The 19,399-nt window shown below is 27.8% G+C and carries 24 protein-coding genes and 1 tRNA gene; 9 read left to right on the plus strand and 16 right to left on the minus strand.

Features of this window, described 5'->3' with window-relative positions; all coding sequences use genetic code 11:
• Positions 1–368: 368 nt before the first annotated feature.
• Together ACZJV1_RS12220 and ACZJV1_RS12225 are read right to left on the minus strand one after the other, a co-directional pair.
• On the minus strand, positions 369–1,367 hold the full coding sequence (locus ACZJV1_RS12220; protein WP_463650300.1) for a GGGtGRT protein: 999 nt from the start codon (positions 1,365–1,367) through the stop codon (positions 369–371).
• 20 nt (positions 1,368–1,387) lie between these two features.
• On the minus strand, positions 1,388–2,080 hold the full coding sequence (locus ACZJV1_RS12225; protein WP_411168182.1) for an iron-sulfur cluster assembly scaffold protein: 693 nt from the start codon (positions 2,078–2,080) through the stop codon (positions 1,388–1,390).
• A gap of 245 nt (positions 2,081–2,325) precedes the next feature.
• On the opposite strand from ACZJV1_RS12225, the gene ACZJV1_RS12230 reads away from it, so the two are divergent.
• Positions 2,326–2,408: transfer RNA gene (locus ACZJV1_RS12230), tRNA-Leu, on the plus strand.
• A 165-nt stretch (positions 2,409–2,573) separates the two neighbouring features.
• Here ACZJV1_RS12230 and ACZJV1_RS12235 read toward each other — a convergent pair.
• Positions 2,574–2,744, minus strand: coding sequence for a hypothetical protein (locus ACZJV1_RS12235; RefSeq protein ID WP_463650301.1), 171 nt, complete (start codon positions 2,742–2,744; stop codon positions 2,574–2,576).
• Between the two features lie 392 nt (positions 2,745–3,136).
• Between ACZJV1_RS12235 and ACZJV1_RS12240 the strand changes: the two genes are divergently transcribed.
• On the plus strand, positions 3,137–3,454 hold the full coding sequence (locus tag ACZJV1_RS12240) for a hypothetical protein (RefSeq protein ID WP_411168184.1): 318 nt from the start codon (positions 3,137–3,139) through the stop codon (positions 3,452–3,454).
• A gap of 920 nt (positions 3,455–4,374) precedes the next feature.
• Positions 4,375–4,689, plus strand: a complete 315-nt coding sequence (locus tag ACZJV1_RS12245) for a hypothetical protein (protein WP_322397199.1) — start codon at positions 4,375–4,377, stop codon at positions 4,687–4,689.
• Positions 4,690–5,138: 449 nt separating this feature from the next.
• Here the strand turns inward: ACZJV1_RS12245 and ACZJV1_RS12250 are convergent, their stop codons facing one another.
• The 3 genes from ACZJV1_RS12250 to ACZJV1_RS12260 all read right to left on the minus strand — a co-directional run bounded on the left by ACZJV1_RS12250 (position 5,139) and on the right by ACZJV1_RS12260 (position 6,326).
• Entirely contained in the window at positions 5,139–5,432 is a 294-nt protein-coding gene (locus tag ACZJV1_RS12250; protein WP_463650302.1) for a hypothetical protein, read from the minus strand.
• A gap of 161 nt (positions 5,433–5,593) precedes the next feature.
• Entirely contained in the window at positions 5,594–5,965 is a 372-nt protein-coding gene (locus ACZJV1_RS12255; RefSeq protein ID WP_463650303.1) for an RNA polymerase subunit sigma, read from the minus strand.
• Positions 5,937–6,326: a hypothetical protein gene (locus tag ACZJV1_RS12260; RefSeq protein ID WP_463650304.1), complete on the minus strand. Its 390-nt coding sequence runs from the start codon at positions 6,324–6,326 to the stop codon at positions 5,937–5,939. Before ACZJV1_RS12260 ends, ACZJV1_RS12255 begins: the two co-directional genes overlap by 29 nt.
• Before the next feature lie 271 nt (positions 6,327–6,597).
• On the opposite strand from ACZJV1_RS12260, the gene ACZJV1_RS12265 reads away from it, so the two are divergent.
• Positions 6,598–7,949, plus strand: a protein-coding gene (locus tag ACZJV1_RS12265) for an IS3 family transposase (protein WP_463650305.1) whose coding sequence is annotated in 2 segments (ribosomal slippage) — positions 6,598–6,979 and positions 6,979–7,949 — 1,353 coding nt in all. Because the reading frame shifts where the segments join, the coding sequence is not laid out codon by codon here.
• A 106-nt stretch (positions 7,950–8,055) separates the two neighbouring features.
• Here ACZJV1_RS12265 and ACZJV1_RS12270 read toward each other — a convergent pair.
• From ACZJV1_RS12270 to ACZJV1_RS12300, 7 genes are all read right to left on the minus strand, one after another.
• Positions 8,056–8,556, minus strand: a complete 501-nt coding sequence (locus ACZJV1_RS12270) for a hypothetical protein (protein WP_463650306.1) — start codon at positions 8,554–8,556, stop codon at positions 8,056–8,058.
• A gap of 712 nt (positions 8,557–9,268) precedes the next feature.
• Positions 9,269–9,460, minus strand: coding sequence for a hypothetical protein (locus ACZJV1_RS12275; RefSeq protein ID WP_463650307.1), 192 nt, complete (start codon positions 9,458–9,460; stop codon positions 9,269–9,271).
• 743 nt (positions 9,461–10,203) lie between these two features.
• The gene (locus ACZJV1_RS12280; RefSeq protein ID WP_463650308.1) at positions 10,204–10,626 is read right to left on the minus strand and encodes a VOC family protein; all 423 of its coding nucleotides are present in this window, start codon (positions 10,624–10,626) and stop codon (positions 10,204–10,206) included.
• Between the two features lie 74 nt (positions 10,627–10,700).
• Positions 10,701–11,108: a VOC family protein gene (locus tag ACZJV1_RS12285; RefSeq protein WP_463650309.1), complete on the minus strand. Its 408-nt coding sequence runs from the start codon at positions 11,106–11,108 to the stop codon at positions 10,701–10,703.
• Between the two features lie 52 nt (positions 11,109–11,160).
• Entirely contained in the window at positions 11,161–11,652 is a 492-nt protein-coding gene (locus tag ACZJV1_RS12290; protein WP_463650310.1) for a Csac_0668 family 2Fe-2S cluster-binding (seleno)protein, read from the minus strand.
• Between the two features lie 110 nt (positions 11,653–11,762).
• Entirely contained in the window at positions 11,763–12,566 is an 804-nt protein-coding gene (locus tag ACZJV1_RS12295) for a hypothetical protein (protein ID WP_463650311.1), read from the minus strand.
• A gap of 585 nt (positions 12,567–13,151) precedes the next feature.
• Positions 13,152–13,448: a hypothetical protein gene (locus ACZJV1_RS12300; RefSeq protein WP_463650312.1), complete on the minus strand. Its 297-nt coding sequence runs from the start codon at positions 13,446–13,448 to the stop codon at positions 13,152–13,154.
• Positions 13,449–13,847: 399 nt separating this feature from the next.
• Between ACZJV1_RS12300 and ACZJV1_RS12305 the strand changes: the two genes are divergently transcribed.
• Positions 13,848–14,033 carry a hypothetical protein gene (locus ACZJV1_RS12305; protein WP_411168194.1) on the plus strand — a complete coding sequence of 62 codons (186 nt, stop codon included), beginning with the start codon at positions 13,848–13,850 and terminating at the stop codon, positions 14,031–14,033.
• Positions 14,034–14,045: 12 nt separating this feature from the next.
• Entirely contained in the window at positions 14,046–14,294 is a 249-nt protein-coding gene (locus tag ACZJV1_RS12310; protein WP_411168195.1) for a spore coat protein, read from the plus strand.
• 193 nt (positions 14,295–14,487) lie between these two features.
• Here the strand turns inward: ACZJV1_RS12310 and ACZJV1_RS12315 are convergent, their stop codons facing one another.
• Positions 14,488–14,676, minus strand: a complete 189-nt coding sequence (locus tag ACZJV1_RS12315) for a hypothetical protein (RefSeq protein ID WP_460289451.1) — start codon at positions 14,674–14,676, stop codon at positions 14,488–14,490.
• Between the two features lie 339 nt (positions 14,677–15,015).
• Between ACZJV1_RS12315 and ACZJV1_RS12320 the strand changes: the two genes are divergently transcribed.
• A protein-coding gene (locus ACZJV1_RS12320; protein ID WP_463650313.1) for an IS3 family transposase occupies positions 15,016–16,367 on the plus strand; the annotation gives its coding sequence in 2 pieces (ribosomal slippage) (positions 15,016–15,397 and positions 15,397–16,367; 1,353 coding nt in all).
• Positions 16,368–16,427: 60 nt separating this feature from the next.
• Here the strand turns inward: ACZJV1_RS12320 and ACZJV1_RS12325 are convergent.
• Entirely contained in the window at positions 16,428–17,192 is a 765-nt protein-coding gene (locus ACZJV1_RS12325) for a polysaccharide deacetylase family protein (protein ID WP_463650314.1), read from the minus strand.
• A 192-nt stretch (positions 17,193–17,384) separates the two neighbouring features.
• Positions 17,385–18,059, minus strand: coding sequence for a hypothetical protein (locus ACZJV1_RS12330; protein WP_463650315.1), 675 nt, complete (start codon positions 18,057–18,059; stop codon positions 17,385–17,387).
• Positions 18,060–18,349: 290 nt separating this feature from the next.
• Between ACZJV1_RS12330 and ACZJV1_RS12335 the strand changes: the two genes are divergently transcribed.
• Together ACZJV1_RS12335 and ACZJV1_RS12340 are read left to right on the plus strand one after the other, a co-directional pair.
• Positions 18,350–18,892 (plus strand): NADH peroxidase, encoded by a 543-nt coding sequence (locus tag ACZJV1_RS12335; RefSeq protein ID WP_463650316.1) that lies wholly within the window; start codon positions 18,350–18,352, stop codon positions 18,890–18,892.
• A 25-nt stretch (positions 18,893–18,917) separates the two neighbouring features.
• On the plus strand, positions 18,918–19,238 hold the full coding sequence (locus ACZJV1_RS12340; protein WP_463650317.1) for a DUF1540 domain-containing protein: 321 nt from the start codon (positions 18,918–18,920) through the stop codon (positions 19,236–19,238).
• Positions 19,239–19,399 lie beyond the last annotated feature (161 nt).

The raw sequence follows: 19,399 nt of genomic DNA on the forward strand, positions 1-19,399 counted from the left end.
TTTAGTTTTTACAAGAAAACCTCACTCCTTAAATGTATACTAAAAAACAATATAATTATGAGTCTATCTTATAATTTTAAAATAATATTATGATATTTATGTAAACTATACTATTATATTACTGCTTTATATTTAGAAATATACCCCACCTAACTTACTAATTCTCCCGCTTCATATTCTTTTAAATCTTTAGATCACTCTCTTTACAAAACCAGCTATAAATTCTTCGAACCCATCTTCAAAAGTATTAAAATTATTTCTTCTAATAGTTAATCTTTTTTTCATTAATACTCCTTTCTAGGCATAAAAAAAGTACACGTTATGTCAAATTTAACATAACGTGTACTATATTTTTAAAGTCTTACTTACTATTTCATTGATTCTTCTATAGCAACTGCTACAGCAACAGTAGCTCCAACCATTGGGTTGTTACCCATTCCGATAAGACCCATCATTTCAACGTGAGCTGGAACTGATGAAGATCCTGCGAATTGTGCATCTGAGTGCATTCTTCCCATAGTATCTGTCATACCGTATGAAGCTGGACCTGCAGCCATGTTATCTGGGTGAAGAGTTCTTCCTGTACCACCACCTGATGCTACTGAGAAGTATTTCTTGCCCATTTCAACACATTCTTTTTTGTATGTTCCTGCAACTGGATGTTGGAATCTAGTTGGGTTAGTTGAGTTACCAGTAATTGATACGTCAACTCCTTCGTGATGCATTATAGCAACACCTTCTCTAACGTCATTTGCTCCATAGCATTTAACCTTAGCTCTTGGTCCCTTTGAGTATGGAACTTCTCTAACTATTTCTAATTTACCTGTGTAGAAATCAAAGTTAGTTTCAACATAAGTAAATCCATTTATTCTTGATATGATGTATGCAGCATCTTTACCTAAACCATTTAATATAACTCTTAATGGTTCTTGTCTTACTTTGTTAGCTTTTTCTGCTATCTTTATAGCACCTTCTGCTGCAGCAAAGCTTTCGTGTCCTGCTAAGAAAGCAAAACATTTAGTTTCTTCTCTTAAAAGCATAGCTCCTAAGTTACCATGGCCTAAACCAACTTTTCTATCATCTGCAACTGATCCTGGGATACAGAAAGCTTGTAAGCCTTCTCCAATAGCCTCAGCAGCTTCAGCGGCCTTTGTGCAACCTTTCTTTATAGCTATTGCAGCTCCTAAAGTGTAAGCCCACATAGCATTTTCAAAAGCGATTGGTTGAGTTGATTTTACGATATCGTAAACATCTATACCCTTTTCATCGCAAACAGCTTTTGCATCTTCTATTTTAGTCATTCCGTATTTTTCTAATACTGGAGTGATTTGATTAATTCTTCTTTCATAACTTTCAAATAATGGCATAATACTTTTCCCCCTTCAAACTATTCGTGTCTTGGATCAATAGTTCTAACTGCTTCGTCAAATCTGCCGTATTGGCCTGTTGCCTTTTCCATAGCTTCGTTAGCATCCATTCCCTTAGCAACCATTTCCATCATCTTTCCTAAGTGAACGAATCTATATCCAATAATTTCATTGTTCTCATCTAAAGCGATTTTAGTTACATAACCTTCTGCCATTTCTAGATATCTTGATCCCTTTGCAACTGTTCCGTACATAGTACCAACTTGTGATCTAAGACCTTTTCCTAAGTCTTCAAGTCCAGCTCCTATAGGTAGTCCACCTTCTGAGAAAGCAGTTTGGCTTCTTCCATAAACTATTTGAAGGAACAATTCTCTCATAGCTGTGTTTATAGCATCACAAACTAAGTCTGTATTTAATGCTTCTAATATAGTTTTTCCTGGTAAGATTTCTGACGCCATAGCAGCTGAGTGAGTCATACCTGAACATCCGATAGTTTCAACTAATGCTTCTTCGATTACCCCATCTTTAACATTTAAAGTTAATTTACAAGCTCCTTGTTGAGGTGCACACCAACCCACACCGTGAGTTAATCCTGAAATGTCTTTAACCTCTTTAGCTTGTACCCATCTTCCTTCAACAGGAATTGGCGCAGACCCATGATTTGGTCCCTTAGCAACAACGCACATTTCTTCAACTTCTCTTGAATACATCATATTATATCTCCTCCCTAATTATAGATTGCTATAGTCTTATTAGGTTTATGAACACCTTTTTAATATATGTAGACTACAAGTAATCGGGACAAATCTATACCCACTGGGATAAATTTATCCTATATCTATAATAACAGATGAATATAACTCTAACAATATAATCTTATAAAAAAATGTCTTTTATGGTATAAAATTTTACTTCTTGCTATTTTAATCCACATCTGATATAATAATTTTTGCAGTCAGTCGGCATGGCGGAACTGGCAGACGCACATGACTCAAAATCATGCGGGAAACCGTGTGGGTTCGATTCCCACTGCCGGCACCAATATTTAAAAGAAATGATCTTATCAGTAGGTTTAAACACCTTTTGATAAGGTCATTTTTCTTTTTCCCACTTTTGTTACAATGATAATAAAAGCACCTACATAAGTAAGTGCTTAATTAAAATACTAACTAAGTATATTCTTTATTTTAATGTTTTCTATATAGTTCATCTGCGAGATCTTTTACGATTTCCTAAAAATACAATATAACCCCAACCAATACCAAGTATTAAGAATAGTAGAGCTTTTATATAACTACCTAAATAAAGATAATACACCCCAAAAAGGATCCCTAAAACACATAATAATAATGCTACATATCTTTCTATATCCTTCATACATACCCCTCCATATGTTACTATTAATATAATAATATACTAAAAAAGAATATATTAAAAGCATCTACCATTTAATTTTAAACTGTATCCTTTGCCAAGGACAGTAAAAAAAAGGGTAGACTAATTTATTTATTCCTATTCCATTTTGATACTAATCTATAACTACATTTGAATATCTAATATCATATTCTATGTTTCTCTTTTATTTTCTAGACAAGCTATTTTTTCTTTAATCTCATGTATTTTGCTTTTTCTTTTATAATATTATCTATATAACTTTCCTTCTGTCTTTCTAAATAGTTCTTTATCCATTCTATCTCTCCTTAATCTATACATTTCTGTATATTTAAATACTTATCTAGCCAAAATAACCTTGAAAGGTGGTTATTATAATGAAAAAATTTATTTCTGTTATTTTAGTTTCTTTATTTTTAAATTTTAATATTGTTAAAGCTCAGCCTAATCCTGCTTCTAATGTATATACTGAAGGAGTATATAAAGTATCTGATTTTAATTTTCCATCTGGACATGAATACATTATCCAAAATATATCTAATAATGATCAGGTTTATGTCCAGGTTTTTAATGAAAATTTAATTACTATGCAAACCATCCGTTTAGATCCTTCATCTAAAAAATATAATCTACTCCCCTTATCACCTAATTATAGAGTTTCAATTATTGGTAATGGAAAGCTATTTGTTTCTTAATTAAACCATTTTATATAGAGTGGATTACTTATGTGGTCCATTCCTCTATTTTTTATAGATTATCAAATTAAGTTATGGAAGCAAATTATTGTAATTTAAAATATATACTTATTTTCGACATTATTAACCCAACCAATTATTTGAATAAGCTATTATCCCTAATATAGTACCAACTAATGCACTAATTATAATCTTAAAATAATTTTTTTGCTCCTTACTCTTTTCTATATCCATCTGTTTCACCTCACAAATTTATATAAATTATACAATATATTATATTAAATGTATAATTTGGAATATATATATATCTAACAATGATACCGTATTATTCAATTTTCAAAGAACATATTTTATTATTTAGATTAATAAAAATTGCTTATATTAAAAATAAAAAGACCACATGATATTCTTCAACCTAAACTGATATACCTCCTACAGTTTCTTATATAAAACCATTCACTAAAATAGTGTGGTACTAATTCTATTTAATTATTATGTTTATGTTTGTTTTAGCATAAAACCTCTTTAAAAGCTAGTTATATCAATGGTTTAAGCGTAGTTACTACATGAATTTATTAGGTAACTACTATATACCCCACTCCTCTTCTAGTTGATTAACTATTTTCATCATTTCTCCATCATCTTTTACTATATCGGGGTGATATGCCTTTGCTAAGGTTTTATATATCTTCTTATACTTGTCTTTATCTTCCTCATTGTGGTTACTATGTTTATCTCTCTGATAACTACCATATTAATTATAATTATTAATAAATTTATTTACTTATCTTATTATAATATCTATATAACTTTTCTTCTGTCTTTTTAAATAGTTCTTTATCCATTCTATCTCTACTTAATCTATTATGTATATTTAATTATCTATCTAGCCAAAATAACCTTGAAAGGTGGTTTTGCTAATGAAAAAACTCATTGCTATGCTTTTAATTTCTTTATCTTTATCATTTGGTATTTTTACTCAATCTGCATATGCTGTAAATATCTTTAATGAAGGCGTTTATAAAGCAGCTGATTTCAATTTTTCACCAGAAAATAAATATATTGTTCAAAATATATCTCAAAATAGTGGTGTTTTTATTCAGGTTTTTGATGAAAATCAAAATTTATTGCAATCAATTCATCTATCCCCTACTTCTGATAAATATAATTTAATTCCTTTAAAGCCAGACTATAGACTTGTAATAGTTGGTAATGGTAACGTGTTTATTTCTTAAAAGCTTATTTTTTATTTTTCTTAGTTTTACCTCTACTATATAGAGTGGATTACTTATGTAGTCCACTCATTTATTATTCAAATATAAAAATACCGTATATTCATTTTTGAATAATACGGTATTTTAAGAAATTATTTGATTTTATAGCTATTGTACCTTTATAGAAGTATGCGAATTAAAAAGTGCTGTCAAAATAATTGTGACTTTCTCTGATATTTTCTTTAAAGGATGGAATTGATTCATTATCAATTATATAAATAAGCTTCTGAATTACCTTCAAGTAAGGCTTCTCATTTCAAAAACCTTTCTTGAATATAATATATATTTATAAAAGCTGATATTACAAATTTTAGGTTTATTAATTAATGTGCTAAAAGTTCTACACCGTTTAAAATTGAGTTTTACAAAACCACCATATACCTTGAGATTTAACACTATATTTCTATTTATTATTTTCTTTCAAAATCATATAACTCATCTTCATATCTTTCAAGTTCAATTTCAATAATTCCATTATCTCTACACTTAAAAATATCTTTACTTCCAATTGGCATTTTTCTGAGTTTTGAATATTTCGGATAAATATCAGTTAGCGTTGCATAACAATATTTCTGTAATTTGTTTTCGGAGATATCAAAACAATGTTTTTTTATAGTTATTTCATCTCCTTCATTAAATATAGGGCAATATCCATTCTTTTTGATTATTTTCATTTTAATTATTGTCTGCGGTTTAATTTCCATTGTTTTTTCCTCCACATTTCTCTTAATATTTTTTTATTTTAATTTAGACTTCTCTTTCTTCTACAATTGTGATTTAAACATACTCTCTTTGTGCCCATATTAGAACAATTTCAACTTGATAATGTTCTAATATGACCAGAATTCATCATAAAATCCACACTTTATAAATTTGGATTATTTAATTCAAAAATATCTTCTTCATAAATCCTTCCTAAAAAATATCCATCCATTGCAAATCTAAGTCTTTCAAGATATAAATTATATTTTTTCCTAGGAAAATATTTAATCTTATACAAATCATTTGGGTCAAAGTGATGCGCAATACTTTCTAATATATATCCATAAGTAAAAATAATTTTGTATGAAATTTCATTATCGATCCCATTAGAAATAGATTGCCTACTTAGTTCCACAAGACAAATATAATAATCCCAAAAACTTTCTTTATGAAATTTTGATTCTTCATGAAGAAAATATATAAAACTTTCTTGAGTTCCATTATAATTAGCATTGAGTATTTCTATTGCATCCATTTTTATCTCCTAAATTTCTCTGTATACTATAAATTGGTTCTTGCACAGTATAATTTCCTGAATTACATATACTTATCTCTATAATAATTTCACTATTTTGTGGAAGTAATTTATCCAATAATTTATAAATTTTTTTAACAGAGGATAGTACATTTATTGATTTCATGTAAATAACATAATGTTGCTCTAAATCATATAGATAATCTATACAATCTAAAGAAATTTCATTTCCAATAACATCTATTAATTTTTCTTCTATTTCCTCATTTTCTCCAAGGTTTAATTCTTTCTCAAGATTCATTTCATAATAAATACTATCTCTTTCTTTTATCGGATAAAAGTGCACCGCAATTATACCCATTATTTTTACCTCCATTAGAAATCTGAACAAATTTACATTTCTATTTTAAGTAAATTATACCATATTTAAATACCGGATTATTCAATTTTCAAAGAACATATTTTATATAGAGTGTATTACTTATGTAGTCCACTCATTTATTAGAATTGAGAAATAAAAATACCGTAAAATCCATTACTGTAAAATGTACCCTATAAGATAGACAACTAAAAAATGTCTATTTTATAGGTTTTTTTATGTATAATAAAACATAACGATAGGAGTGGATTAGATGAGTAGCAAGTTATTTACGAAGGAAGAAATAGAATTATTAGCTAATAATAAATATGTAAAGAGTGTCAGTGAAAGATCAATTACTTACACGAACGAATTTAGACGTATTTTTATATCAGAATACGAAAAAGGAAAATTCCCACGAAAGATATTTGAAGAATATGGTTTTGTAATAAGCATATTAGGAATTGGACGAGTTGAGTCAATAAGTAAGAGATGGCGTGCTGCATATAAGAAAAATGGTGTACATGGATTAGATGATTCAGGAAAAGGTAAGTCAGGAAAAATTATTGATAAAGAATTTTCTATAGAAGAAAAATATGAACGTCTTAAAGCGCAAAACAATCTACTTAAGGCTGAGAATGAATTACTAAAAAAGCTCGATATGATGGAAAGGAGGATGAGAAAAAAGAAATAGGTTTATTAGCAAAAGAAAAATTTATTCTTATTAAATCAGTAATTAAAAGATATAAACTAAAAAATATGACTAGTTATTTATGTGCATTAGTTGGTGTGTCACGTTCGGGGTATTATAATTATTTTTCATCAAAATCCGAATGCTTGCGTAGTAAGCGCAACGATAAGGACCTAGAGATTAAAAATGTAGTTTTAGCTGCATTTAATTTTAAAAATCGTAAAAAAGGTGCTAGACAAATAAAAATGACATTGGAAGGCCAATATGGAATTGTATATAATCTAAAACGTATTCGTAGAATTATGAAAAAATATAATATTGTTTGTCCTCATAGAAAAGCAAATCCATATAGGAGAATGGTAAAAGCAACCAGAGAACATAAAGTCTTACCCAATCTACTTAATAGAAATTTCAAACAAAATATTCCGGGTAAAGTACTACTTACTGATATCACTTATTTATTCTATAAAGATAGGAGTAAAAAGGCTTATTTGTCGACCATTAAAGATGCATCTACTAATGAAATATTAGCCTACAACGTATCTGAAAGCCTTACTTTAGATATAGTTATAGATACTCTTACTAATCTAAAAAAATCAGAACGTGTAAAATTTCATAATGAAGCTTTTATTCACTCAGATCAAGGTGCACATTACACAAGTCCCAAATTTCAAAAGCTAGTAAAAGATTGCAGCTTGGGTCAATCTATGTCTAGGCGCGGTAACTGTTGGGACAACGCGCCGCAGGAATCGTTCTTCGGACATTTTAAAGATGAGGTCAACATAAAGCCTTGTCAAACTTTAGAAGATCTTAGAAATGAGATAGACCAATATATGACTTATTATAATGAATATAGATATCAATGGAACTTAAAGAAGATGACTCCTGTTCAATACAGAAATCATCTCCTTAACTTAGCACGGTCTTTTTCATAATGTCCTTTACAAGGGGTACATTTTACTGAATAATACGATATTTTTCAAAAAATTATTTGTTTATATAGTTGTTACTTATTATAAGAAAATCTCGAAATAACTCAACTTACATTCCATAAAACTTCTTTTCTAATTTAGCTATAATCTTCAGAATAATACTTTCAGGAAATTTATTTTCTAATTTTGTTATAATATTTAGAATAATGCTTGTAGGAAATAAATGCTGTTTAAACAATATAATAATTGATAAAAAGGCTTGGACTAAACCTATTATAAAAAATATAACATGTAGATAAATAATCATTTCAAGCATTATGCATTGAACAATAATCCAGACTACTAAAGCCCAACTAACAATACTACTTATATATCCTTGGTATTTTGATTTAAAAATAATTGATACAGCACTAAATACATTTCCAAGTCCGATTACTGTACATAAGATAATTCCGGGTATAAGAAAATTACTAAAAGGTGAATTTTTTAAAACCTCGGTGGATATTCCCCCTGGCCCCTGTGGATTGAGAATAGCCATACTCCCTCCACCTATGGCTCCTAAACCCACAAATACATGTAAAACAAATAATAAGTTATATACTTTTTTCATTTCTATTTACCTCTTAAATTATTATAAAATCATCACAATATTTTACAATCACGGATTATTAATATACAAATTATACCATATACTTATAGCTAGATAAATGATTTTATATACCGTATTATTCAATTTTCAAAGAGCATATTTTATTATTTAGATTAATAAAAACTGCTTATATTAAAAATAAAAAGACAGCAGAATATTCTTCAGCCTAAACTGATATACCTCCTACAGCCTCCTATATAAAACCATCCACTAAAATAGTGTGGTACTAATTCTATTTAATTATTATGTTTATGTTTGTTTTAGCATAAAACATCTTTACAGGCTAGTTATATCAATGATCTAGGTGTAGTTACTACATAAATTTATTTAATAACTACTATATACCTGAATCTTCTTTTAGCTGATTAACTATTTTCATCATTTACCCATCATCTTTTGCTATATCCGATATGCCTTTGCTAAAGTTTTATATGCTTTCTTATATTTACTTTTATTTTCCTCATTATAGTTACCATGTGTATTGCTCTGATAACTACCATATTAATTATAATTATTAATAAATTTATTTACTTATCTTATTATAATATCCATATAACTTTCCTTCTGTCTTTCTAAATAGTTCTTTATCCATTCTATCCCTCCTTAATAATAAAAAAATACCGCATATTCTTTTTAAATAATACGGTATCACTATAAGTATTTAATTATGCCTTTATAAGGTTGAAGAATTCCAGATTAAAGGAACAATAATTAAATACGCACTTATTACTGCCATTATTGTATATCCCTTTGATTCTCCTTTAGGTTTCTTTATAGCATTGATAATTCCTATTACTAATGTAAATGGTGTAATAAACATAGTAATTTCACCTATCCCAGCTATAAATTTTAATAATGAACTCATACTTCTATCTCCCTTTTAAATAAACAATATTTTACAACTATTAATTTATTATAGCATATTCTACTAAATACCGTACTATTCAATTTTCAAAGAACATATTTTATATAGATTGGATTACTTATGTAGTCCAATAATTTATTATTTAAATATAAAAATACCGCATATTCATTTTTGAATAATACGGTATCTTAATTTATTAATTTAGCTATAGTCAATTAATTAATGGTATAATTTAACTACGTCTTCTACGTCTTCTACGTCTTCTACAACAACAACAGCAACAACATCTATTGAATCCGAATCCGCCAAATCCGAATCCGCCAAATCCAAAGCCCACATTAATCACCTTCTTCTTTTGTATACTTTAGTATATTCATAGTATTACATAATTGTTCCTAAATATAGAATTATATTAATATTTCGACTTTATTACTGTAATTACTTTTAATACCTCATTATTCAATTTTCAAAGAACATATTTTATTGTTTAAATCAATAAAATTTCTTATATTTATTAAAAATAAAAAGGCCACAGAATATTATTCAGTCTAAACTGATATAATTACCATGGTCTTACAAGCCTTCTATGTTCTCAAGTGGGGTACTAATTATATTTATTACTACTTTTTACTTTTCCTGTTTTTTTATCACTATATCTATTACATATATAAAATTTATATTTATTATTCTCCTTATCCTTCTTTACTGAACAAAACATACTATTGCCTTGTATATTTAATTGTTTATTTTACTCGTTTTGCAATAGGATGATTTTCTTTAAACTGAACCAGATCCCATAGATTCCCATATAAATCTTTAAATACCGCAACGGTACCATATGTTTGATCTTTAGGCTCTCTTACAAATTCTATACCTTTTGAAAGCATTTCCGAATAGTCTCTCCAAAAATCATCAGTACCTAAAAATAGAAAGACTCTACCCCCTGCTTGATTACCTATAAATTCCTCTTGCTTAGAATTAGATGCTCTTGCAAGTAATATCGCAGTTCCAGAAGAACCAGGTGGTGACACAACTACCCAACGTTTATCTTGTTCAGGTTGATATGTATCTTCAATTAATGTAAAGTGAAGTTTCTCCGTATAAAATTCTATAGCTTCATCATAGTCTTTAACAACTAGAGCTATATGGACAACTGATTGTATCATTTTCTTAACTCCTAACACTTCTTAATACTATTTAAGTACTGATTATTAAATAACATTACTACAATGTAGAAAGTTTATTTAATCTCAGTATCTCTAATTTCTATTTCAGTTCCCTCTGGAGCCTTTATTTTAAATAGGCTTTCTCCAAGTACTTTATAAACAACTTGACCATTTTTTAGTTTGAAATCATTATGTCCTAAAGATTTAATTCTCTCATATTCCTGTTCTAAATTGTCAACCATAAACGCCATATGAACTGGTCCAGCATTTAAAGAACTCCATTTATTAAATTTATCACCTTCTTTAGGTGTTTGAAGTTCTATCATAAAGTTATCTAATTTTACCCACGTATTAAAATCTCTTCCATGAAAATTTGGTGTCTCATTAACCATTTCAAATCCTAATATTCTTGTGTAGAAGTCTAGTGATTCTTCGTATTTTTCTGTTTGAATGCATATATGGTGTATCATTTTTATGCTCATATGTCTTCTCCCTAAATTAATTTTTTAAACCTTCCTTCACAGAAGGTACATTTTATTTCATTGATAGTCCTTTATCTATCGCATCTTGAATTATTTGATGACAGCACTTGCCTAATGGATTTTTATTCTGACATTGTGAATTACTCATTGCTCCAGTAATTTTTAAAACCTCTGCCATATTAGTAGCTCCATCTTTCACTACAGCATTTATTATTTCTTCTTCTGTAACTTTACTACAATAACAGACATATTTAGGATCTGCATCTTTTTTAAACCATATTGGTACTCTTATCTGCTGTTTATTAAATTTAATATTAGATTCTCTATTATAGTAAGTAATATCACATTCCTCACTCATACATAAGGAATACTCATCATCTCTAACTTGTTCAGTTAGTTCCTCAACTACCATATGTTTTACTGTTATTTTTTTTACAGGATTACCCTGTTTTTTGCACACAGGACATAAATTGTTTTTTTCAATATTACAAGAAGATTTCCTTGTATTTTCACAACAACATTTATTCAAAATTTCTTCTCCCACTACTTATATTCACCTACTTTTAAATTAATAATATATATTTCATATAAGCTCTAATACAAAAGATTTCAAAGCTTTAAGTGTAGTTACTACATAACTTTATTTGATAACTACTATATACCCCATTCTTCTTTTAGCTTATTAACTATCTTCATCATTTCACCATTATCTTTTAATATATCTGGATGATATGCTTTTGCTAAAGTCTTATATAGTTTCTTATATTTACTTTTATCTTCCTCATTGTAGTTACTATGTTTATTGCTCTGATAACTACCATATGAATTATAATTATTGTAATTATTTTTAAAGTTTTCAGATTCTTTACGCTGCTGCTCTTTAGCTGCTTCATATTGACTTTTTATATTCTCTAGTATTTCTTTATTTCTAAGAGTTCCAAATACATCATAGCAATAATCGTAACTATTTGAACCATATACTTTCTCAAATTTCGCTTTATCTTCTAAATATTTTGTTAGTATTTCTCTGTGTTTTTTATAAGTTTTATATTCTTCTGTTTCTTTATATTCTTTTTCTATTCTCTCCCTTAATGGCTCTAGCTTAACTGATACAATATCAAATAATTCATCTACTGTAATACCTATTGTTTCTGCTCTCTCCTCTAAATCACAGAAGCCTCCTATATATCCATCAAATGTTGCTATATAATAATAATCCATAGTACCAAGTACCCATTGTTTCTTTTTAACCTTGCCATCCGCTCTATAGCTCTTATGAATACTTATTCTATAAGCCTTCTTTATAGGTCTTCTAAACCTTTCATCTGAATAAGTATGACTATATGATATTTTTCTCTCTCCCGAAATAACAAAATCATTAACTGTAGATTTTAATTCCTTATATTCTCCATAAGCATTTTCTTTTTTAAGTTCTACTTCTTGTATTACACAATACATTTATATCACTTCCTTGTAGTTACTTCAATACGTTTCTTAGTACCTACTCTATATCTAAATAAGCTCTATAATATTTACCTATTTTAGATTCTTTTCTTGTATTTTTTTATATTTACTTCTTTTGATAATATCTCTAATATTTTAATCTTATTAAAATAACATAACATTGGATATATACTATCTTCTATCTACAAATCCTTTTTCTGGAGACCACTCACAACTTCCACCTGTAACCTCCCCCTCTACATAAAACAATCTATTAAGTTATATAAAAATTATATATTATATTACATATTTTTTATACCATATTTTTCAAATTTCAAAGAACATATTTTCTTTTATCCACCTTTTCTTGTGGCTCCTCTAATAAACATTAGTATTAAAGCCACACCTATTAACCATAGTCCTATACCTATTAACATTTATATCACCTCTAAGCTCAAATACTTCTAGTATTCCACTTAACTTCGCATAAAACTCTTCAATTTCTTTTTTAATATTTTATAATTGCAGAATAATAAAATATACTGCATATTCTTTTTTCAATAATACGGTATTTTTATTAGTTATTTTGTACTTTAGATACTAATACTCTTTTATTAATTTTATTATCTCATCATTTATGATATCAGGCTCAAATTGATGTATAGAGTGTCTTGAGCCCTTAACAACCATTTGAGTACTATCAGTAGACCACTCCTTCAAGTCTATCTGACTACTTTCCCATTCAGGAATTGCTAAAGTATTACTTTCAGCAGTAAATATTCTAAGGGGAATATCTCCTAATTTCCCGTTGTCTAAAATTATTTTTGCATTATTACTTGCCATCTTACTTTCATCTATAATATTTCTATTATACATAGTTTTAAGAGTCATTGACATATATAACTCTTTCAAATCATCGGGTAATAATTTTTGATTATTTTGTCCTGGCTTATCATAAACAGCTACTTTAGCATGTTTTGAAATTACATTATAAAGAGGATAAAAATCTGCATAAGCGCTTGACTCATTTAGTCCTCCAGTAAAAACTACAGTTACATTCCCTTCTCCTTTTGTAAATACATTTATTTTATGATTATTTACATTAACTTATTTTATAATTTTTATTCCCCCCTTTTATATTTTCAATTTTAAGCTCTTTTATAAATGAAGTAAGTCTATTAAAAATTTTGATAAATTCTTTCATAATTTACTAGTTAGTTATTTTGTTTATAATAAGAATAATTAAAATTGCTAATTGCCATAATAGTATAGAACTATTAAATAAGGAGTGATCTTATGTGTAATTTAAATCAATTAGAACTACAAAATTTAAGACATCTTATAGGTGCCCATGGAACAATTGCAAATAAGCTTGATGAATATGCAAAACAATGTACCGATCCTCAAATAACTCAAATGCTTCAAAGAGATGCTCAAGAAGCGAGAACTAGTAAAGAAAAATTAATTTCATTCTTAAAATAGGAGGTATTTAAAATGAAAGAAAAAGATATAATGAATGATTATTTAAGTATGATTAATAGTAGTTTAACCGGATATGCTAGTATAATAGCTCAAACAGACAATCAAGAATTGCGCCAAACAGTACAACAAATGAGAAATCAAGATGAAATACGTCAATATACAATTTATCAAAAAGCAAAGGAAAAAGGATACTATAAACCTGCTCAGCCAGCTTCTCAAGCTGATATTAATACAATAAAAACTGAATCAACTATGGAATGATAAACTAAATTTGCACCTATATTATAAATAAAAGGTATATTATTAATAATGTACCTTTTATTTATCTATTTAACACACTAATTTAATATCCCTATCATCTAACATAAAATAAAAAGGAGTAACAACCAAAGTCACTTCTTTTTATTTACACTAAATTATATATTATATTGCTTTCTTACTCTAATTATAGCTACTAATCTATTTCTTTAATCCATTCATCAATTACTTCTTTAACTATATCATTATACATTACTAATCCAGTTATATCTTCATAGTCATATCCTTCTTCTACTATTTTATTTAAAGCCTCCTCTTTATCATTCGCTTCAATTTCCTTATAAATATATCCTGCCATTGGGACATAAACTCCATATTTTTTCATTAATTTCATTCCCCCTATCAAATATTAGACTTATTAATTAAAAACTTTCTCACTTTTGTATACTTTAATATATTCTTAGCATTACATCGTTGTTCTTTAATATAAAATTTGCTTTATATTATAGTATTTTAATTTATAAATATTTATCCTTTCACATAACTAATTATTTATTTTTAAAAACATTAATTTATTATTTATCTTCAATATCTTATAACTATAAAATAAAAAATACCGTATATTAAGTTTTGTAAAATGTACCCTATAAGATAGACAACTAAAAAATGTCTATTTTATAGGTTTTTTTATGTATAATAAAACATAACGATAGGAGTGGATTAGATGAGTAGCAAGTTATTTACGAAGGAAGAAATAGAATTATTAGCTAATAATAAATATGTAAAGAGTGTCAGTGAAAGATCAATTACTTACACGAATGAATTTAGACGTATTTTTATATCAGAATACGAAAAAGGAAAATTCCCACGAAAGATATTTGAAGAATATGGTTTTGTAATAAGCATATTAGGAATTGGACGAGTTGAGTCAATAAGTAAGAGATGGCGTGCTGCATATAAGAAAAATGGTATACATGGATTAGATGATTCAAGAAAAGGTAAGCCAGGAAAAATTATTGATAAAGAATTTTCTATAGAAGAAAAATATGAACGTCTTAAAGCGCAAAACAATCTACTTAAGGCTGAGAATGAATTACTAAAAAAGCTCGATATGATGGAAAGGAGGATGAGAAAAAAGAAATAGTTTTATTAGCAAAAGAAAAATTTATTCTTATTAAATCAGTAATTAAAAGATATAAACTAAAAAATATGACTAGTTATTTATGTGCATTAGTTGGTGTGTCACGTTCGGGGTATTATAATTATTTTTCATCAAAATCCGAATGCTTGCGTAGCAAGCACAACGATAAGGACCTAGAGATTAAAAATGTAGTTTTAGCTGCATTTAATTTTAAAAATCGTAAAAAAGGTGCCAGGCAAATAAAAATGACATTGGAAGGCCAATATGGAATTGTATATAATCTAAAACGTATTCGTAGAATTATGAAAAAATATAATATTGTTTGTCCTCATAGAAAAGCAAATCCATATAGGAGAATGGTAAAAGCAACCAGAGAACATAAAGTCTTACCCAATCTACTTAATAGAAATTTCAAACAAAATATTCCGGGTAAAGTACTACTTACTGATATCACTTATTTATTCTATAAAGATAGGAGTAAAAAGGCTTATTTGTCGACCATTAAAGATGCATCTACTAATGAAATATTAGCCTACAACGTATTTGAAAGCCTTACTTTAGATATAGTTATAGATACTCTTACTAATCTAAAAAAATCAGAACGTGTAAAAATTCATAATGAAGCTTTTATTCACTCAGATCAAGGTGCACATTACACAAGTCCCAAATTTCAAAAGCTAGTAAAAGATTGCAGCTTGGGTCAATCTATGTCTAGGCGCGGTAACTGTTGGGACAACGCGCCGCAGGAATCGTTCTTCGGACATTTTAAAGATGAGGTCAACATAACGCCGTGTCAAACTTTAGAAGATCTTATAAATGAGATAGACCGATATATGACTTATTATAATGAATATAGATATCAATGGAACTTAAAGAAGATGACTCCTGTTCAATACAGAAATCATCTTCTTAACTTAGCACGGTCTTTTTCATAATGTCCTTTACAAGGGGTACATTTTATTGAATAATACGGTATTTTGTTTATTAATTATATCTTATGATACTCTAAAATACATCTCTGGCGTATCTTCTTCAATAATTTTAAACTCATATCCTTTTTCTTTATAGTAGTCTATTATCTTTGGAAGTGCCTCACAGGTATTCTTATGCATATCTGTACAATGCATAAGTAAATTTATAGTTTGTAAATCTTCACTTCCCTTTGTTGCTTTTCTATATATTTTACTAGGTGCTAGTTTTGGATTTAAGCCATCTGTAGAATCTGCATTCCAGTCATATATCTTAAAATCATTATCATGTAGTCTTTTTAAATATTTCTTATTTAAATGCTTATAACTCCCTCCAGGAAATCTAATTATATTTGGTGAAGTTCCTGTTACTCTGTTTATTTCATTACGACAATCAACCATTTCTTTTATAAATATATCTTCACTACAATAAACGCAGTTATATTTATGACTAAATGTATGTAATCCTATACTATGACCTTCATTATTAATTCTTTTTAATGTATCTTCTCTATCTTCAATTTGATTACCAATTACAAAAAATGTTGCTTTTACTTCTTTTTCTTTTAGTATATCTAAAATCTTATTTGTTACTTTATAACTTGGTCCATCATCAAAAGTTAAATATATCACTTTTTTATTATCATAACTTCCATTCTGGTTTACATCAAATTCTTCATTATTTTCTATCATAGATTCTACAGATATACTTTCCATATTTTGTGCGTATATAAAAGCAATAAGAAATATACTTACAGAAAGAAATAAAAATTTCTTCAATTTATGCTCCAATTTATTTTCCTCCTTGTAACTTGATGTTTTTGTATTAATTAAAAAATTCATTACATCTTATGATTTACCTTTTTGCTTTTTTTATTTATGGTAATTTTAAACAATATGAAATTGAAAGGGTAGAAAGATTGTCTTCCTACCCTTTTTAAATCATTCTATTATTGAATAAATTTTTATTTACTTTACTTCTTTCTACAATTCCGGTTTTATTCCTTGCACTGGATCTGGTTTTACTTCCGGCTGTGGATCTGGCTTCACTTCTGGTTCCGGATCTGGCTTTACTTCTGGTACTGGATCTGGTGTTGGTTGTGGATCTGGTGTTGGTTGTGGATCCGGTTTTACTTCTGGCTTTGGATCCGGTTTCACTTCTGGCTGTGGCTTTATTACTTCTTCTAAAATATTATTTGAATTACTATTTCCTGTAGAGATATTACTACTATTATCTTCTATCAATCTATTGTTGTCTTCTTCATTTTTTTGTCCTTCTTCTTTCTTTGCTTTTTCTTCCTCTTCCTTCTTTGCTAATAAATCCTTATACAAATTTTCATAAAATAATAAATCTTTATCTATATCATTTTCAGTCTTTGTTAAATCTATATTAGCATCCAACTCTTTTATCTTAGATTTTATGGAGTTTATCTTTTCAACTTTTTCATTTTCTAGAGTTTTCGCTTTATCTTCTTTTTCAAGAGCACTTACTTTTTTTGTGGTTACTTTTAGAGATAGATTTTTCTTATTTATGTTGTTAGAATAAATCATCCCTCCTATAATTACGGACATTAAAATTATTACTAAAGAAACACATAATCCTATTTTAATTTTTAAGTTTTCATTTATCACTTTAAGTAAACTTCTTATAAACCTCATAATTCATCCTCCGCTCAATGTCTTTACAATCTGCATCTCTACATTTTTCCACTTTTACCCTTATATTTTAACAAAATATAGTATTAAATACAAATAAATATATAACATTTAGCTTGTTACTTCCTTATTCAATTTTAATATTAGATAAAATATACAACTAAAGAAATTTTTCATTTAAAAATACAACTTTTTCAATATTTTTATAACATTATGTATTTTTTATGATTTTTAGCAAATACTACTATTACATTTTAGATCATTATCTAAATTTATTTTAAGGAGGATTCTAAATGAAAAAATTTGTTTGTACCGTTTGTGGTTATATCCATCAAGGAGATAATCCACCTGAATTTTGTCCTGTTTGTAAAGTAGGACCTGAAAAATTCCAAGAAATTACTGATGAAATGAAATGGGCAGACCAACATAAAATTGGAACTTTAGCAGATATTGATTCTGATATTTTAGAAGGATTAAGAGCTAACTTCATAGGTGAATGTACTGAAGTTGGTATGTATTTAGCCATGTCTCGTCAAGCTGATAGAGAAGGATACCCTGAAGTATCTGAAGCTTATAAAAGAATAGCCTACGAAGAAGCTGAACACGCTTCTAAGTTTGCTGAAATATTAGGTGAAGTTGTTGTTGCCGATACAAAAGCAAATTTACAAGCTAGAGTTGAAGCTGAATATGGTGCTTGTGATGGTAAGAAAAAGCTTGCTGATTTAGCTAAACAAAATAATCTCGATGCAATTCATGATACTGTTCATGAAATGTGTAAAGATGAAGCTAGGCATGGTTGTGCATTTAAAGGCTTGCTAGATAGATATTTTAATTAATAATTGTTAAAAAGGAGAGATTTTTATGCAAAAAATTTATTGTAGTGCAAATAATTGTTCTCATAATAAAGAAAATATTTGTTTTTCCAATCGTACAAATGTTGTTGGAAAAAATTCAGATAAAGAATGTGATACATGTTGTGCATCATTCTTAGATAGAGCTATTTACGGAAATTTAACTAATAATACTTATGATGAGGGTGAGCCTTGTAGTTGTTTGGTTTGTAAAGTTAACACTTGTAGATATAACGAAAATGAATTATGTTCATTAAATTCTATAAATGTTTCTGGTAGTGATGTTAAGTTATATAGTGAAACTAATTGTGAAAGCTTTTCTAAAGAATAATATATAAAAAAATGATATCCAAAATTGGATATCATTTTTTTATTAAGGGGATAAATTATTAATTGCTAAACTGCGCTAACAACTATATAAATATATTACTATATCTTTATGTCAATATTGTTACAAAAGACATAAGAAAGTATTTCTTTTTTCTTAAGAAA

It is taken from the genome of Clostridium sp. LS3, from assembly GCF_055330225.1.

Bases quoted from the DNA above. Each gene is read 5' to 3' on its own strand.
- ACZJV1_RS12270 (WP_463650306.1), bottom strand. From the start codon at position 8,556: ATGAAAAAAGTATATAACTTATTATTTGTTTTACATGTATTTGTGGGT.
- ACZJV1_RS12220 (WP_463650300.1), bottom strand. From the start codon at position 1,367: ATGCCATTATTTGAAAGTTATGAAAGAAGAATTAATCAAATCACTCCA.
- ACZJV1_RS12330 (WP_463650315.1), bottom strand. From the start codon at position 18,059: ATGAGGTTTATAAGAAGTTTACTTAAAGTGATAAATGAAAACTTAAAA.
- ACZJV1_RS12275 (WP_463650307.1), bottom strand. From the start codon at position 9,460: ATGAGTTCATTATTAAAATTTATAGCTGGGATAGGTGAAATTACTATG.
- ACZJV1_RS12335 (WP_463650316.1), top strand. From the start codon at position 18,350: ATGAAAAAATTTGTTTGTACCGTTTGTGGTTATATCCATCAAGGAGAT.
- ACZJV1_RS12285 (WP_463650309.1), bottom strand. From the start codon at position 11,108: ATGAGCATAAAAATGATACACCATATATGCATTCAAACAGAAAAATAC.
- ACZJV1_RS12315 (WP_460289451.1), bottom strand. From the start codon at position 14,676: ATGAAAAAATATGGAGTTTATGTCCCAATGGCAGGATATATTTATAAG.
- ACZJV1_RS12310 (WP_411168195.1), top strand. From the start codon at position 14,046: ATGAAAGAAAAAGATATAATGAATGATTATTTAAGTATGATTAATAGT.
- ACZJV1_RS12305 (WP_411168194.1), top strand. From the start codon at position 13,848: ATGTGTAATTTAAATCAATTAGAACTACAAAATTTAAGACATCTTATA.
- ACZJV1_RS12250 (WP_463650302.1), bottom strand. From the start codon at position 5,432: ATGGAAATTAAACCGCAGACAATAATTAAAATGAAAATAATCAAAAAG.
- ACZJV1_RS12240 (WP_411168184.1), top strand. From the start codon at position 3,137: ATGAAAAAATTTATTTCTGTTATTTTAGTTTCTTTATTTTTAAATTTT.
- ACZJV1_RS12235 (WP_463650301.1), bottom strand. From the start codon at position 2,744: ATGAAGGATATAGAAAGATATGTAGCATTATTATTATGTGTTTTAGGG.
- ACZJV1_RS12260 (WP_463650304.1), bottom strand. From the start codon at position 6,326: ATGGGTATAATTGCGGTGCACTTTTATCCGATAAAAGAAAGAGATAGT.
- ACZJV1_RS12295 (WP_463650311.1), bottom strand. From the start codon at position 12,566: ATGTATTGTGTAATACAAGAAGTAGAACTTAAAAAAGAAAATGCTTAT.
- ACZJV1_RS12300 (WP_463650312.1), bottom strand. From the start codon at position 13,448: ATGTCAATGACTCTTAAAACTATGTATAATAGAAATATTATAGATGAA.
- ACZJV1_RS12245 (WP_322397199.1), top strand. From the start codon at position 4,375: ATGAAAAAACTCATTGCTATGCTTTTAATTTCTTTATCTTTATCATTT.
- ACZJV1_RS12340 (WP_463650317.1), top strand. From the start codon at position 18,918: ATGCAAAAAATTTATTGTAGTGCAAATAATTGTTCTCATAATAAAGAA.
- ACZJV1_RS12225 (WP_411168182.1), bottom strand. From the start codon at position 2,080: ATGATGTATTCAAGAGAAGTTGAAGAAATGTGCGTTGTTGCTAAGGGA.
- ACZJV1_RS12255 (WP_463650303.1), bottom strand. From the start codon at position 5,965: ATGGATGCAATAGAAATACTCAATGCTAATTATAATGGAACTCAAGAA.
- ACZJV1_RS12280 (WP_463650308.1), bottom strand. From the start codon at position 10,626: ATGATACAATCAGTTGTCCATATAGCTCTAGTTGTTAAAGACTATGAT.